Raw genomic sequence first — 2,010 nt, forward strand, 5'->3', positions numbered from 1 at the left:
GCTTAAACCGTCAGCGAAGTGTTTTCCCAAGTTCACAGGCTCTGCTCAAGGCGTTGTACCTGTCCACTTTCGAAGCTGCCAAGAAATGGACCATGCCGCTTCGGAATTGGGGAAAGGTGAGAGGCGAACTGGTCATCATGTACCCTGACAGATTACTGGCATGATAGTTCTAGCAAAATGACGATTTATTAACTCTTTATTAACTATCATAGAAGACCTTATTTACAGACTTTTCTTCATAGCCCCAAAGATTATAAAAGATTGAATAGCAAATAATCTATATTCTTACAAATACATACTTGCAATCGTTAATGCCGTATGCATTTCTTATATTACATGTCGATTATTATTTATCATATCCAACCAATTCAAGGCATAAAAAAAAGAACCAGCTCATTGAGCCAGTTCACAAACTCCCCATATCTGATGCATTCTTCTGCTATGCACACTTTTTGTTGTTTTGTATCAATCCCAACGTCATTACGTCCAACCCTACCACGTAATTGATACAATGCAACGATAACCCTTATTTTGCACACCCCCGTGTGCAAAATAAGATATCATAAAAACATATTGAAATTCGAGTCGTTTTCTGATGGATATACCTGACACTCTTTCATCCGAATATACATTAACAAACTGCCAATCCTTTTTTGTTATCGGTTCTTTAAAATGCTGAATCTGTAATTCAAAGCTCCCCTCTGTGCATCCTCATATGTACTAACTCGGCAATATGCCACAACACGAAGATTCCGATGTGCAGTCGCACTTCTCTTATATTAGCAGGAATAGGGTAGCTTGCTCTTTGTATATTGAGGATACACAGACTATTCTATCTGAATTTTAATTATCTCAGTATAAACATACCACGAAGTTAAACTTTGTTTTCTTCACGGATGTCCGTAGGTATTCTCTCACATACTTCGATTAAGGTTTTCGCATAATCAAATCCTTTTTGCGTAACTGTTTTTTTTGTTGACAAAAAGCATAATGGAAACAATACAAAGGACCATAATAATCAGAACAATGTAATCTGGGTATGGGTGTAAAAATGCCTGGTTTAGAGAAATTATTCCCTTGAGTATAATTTCTCTAATAACAATGACTAAGTAAAGAAATAGTGCAATTCTTTTTGTTCCATACAGATTTCTCCAAAAATTGTACTCTTTTAATTCTTGATATACCCTTGGTTCTTTATCACGATTTGAATTTGCATAATTTCTAAGAATATTTGTTGCAGAAATATATTGTTGGTCATCATCTGCATTTTCATTTGATTTGTCCAGTGGAAGATTCAGTCCCCTGAATCGGTTCAATTTTCTATGATAACGCTCTTTTGTGATGTCATCAAATGTATTATCGGAAAAACGTAGCACAATTGTAGTTGGCATCCCACCTAATTTTGCATACATCTTTTTCTCGTAATCTTTTCCAATGTTCCTTGCTATTTTGCTAAAAATAGTAAGGAACACAAGACTCAAAAAAATTAGAGTGCCGTTTTCAATCCAGCTATACTGTATTAGACCTTTGATCAATCCGATCATAATAATAGGTGCTAATAACACTATTACTGGCATAACACGAGCGTGAAACGTAAAATCATCAAAAAAGTTCTTAAATTTATCCATTTTTAATCTCGCACCTCGACTTGCGATATTTACTTCTTTTTCGCTCCAGTAGATCGTTCTTTTTGATTGTAACTCATTTTATTGATAATATATGGTTCTAAAAACATCTACCCCTATTCATTGTGTGTATTGAAAGATTGACCTAGTATACTAAAGTTGTAACACCTCGTGATAGTTTGATAAAATATACTGTATCGGAGGTTGTTACCATGAATCAAAAATATGAGCCTGAGCTCAGGGAAAAAATCATCCGCCTTTATCTGGAAGAAGGTCGGACGCTGAACAGTCTTACCGAGGAATACCATCTCGGCAAAGGCACGTTACGATATTGGCTGAAACATACCCGCGAAGAATGCGACGAACACACGGGACAATCCCATGT

General features: G+C 36.0%; 2 protein-coding genes. One reads left to right on the forward strand and one right to left on the reverse strand.

Annotated elements, in window-relative coordinates; genetic code table 11:
- Positions 1–944: 944 nt before the first annotated feature.
- On the reverse strand, positions 945–1,628 hold the full coding sequence (locus AB840_RS15145; RefSeq protein ID WP_200810013.1) for a hypothetical protein: 684 nt from the start codon (positions 1,626–1,628) through the stop codon (positions 945–947).
- Positions 1,629–1,837: 209 nt separating this feature from the next.
- Here AB840_RS15145 and AB840_RS18395 point away from each other — a divergent pair.
- A partial coding sequence (locus tag AB840_RS18395; protein ID WP_048515653.1) for a helix-turn-helix domain-containing protein occupies positions 1,838–2,010 on the forward strand: 173 nt, incomplete at its 3' end.

Origin of the sequence: Megasphaera cerevisiae DSM 20462, from assembly GCF_001045675.1 — a bacterium.
Taxonomy (GTDB): domain Bacteria; phylum Bacillota; class Negativicutes; order Veillonellales; family Megasphaeraceae; genus Megasphaera; species Megasphaera cerevisiae.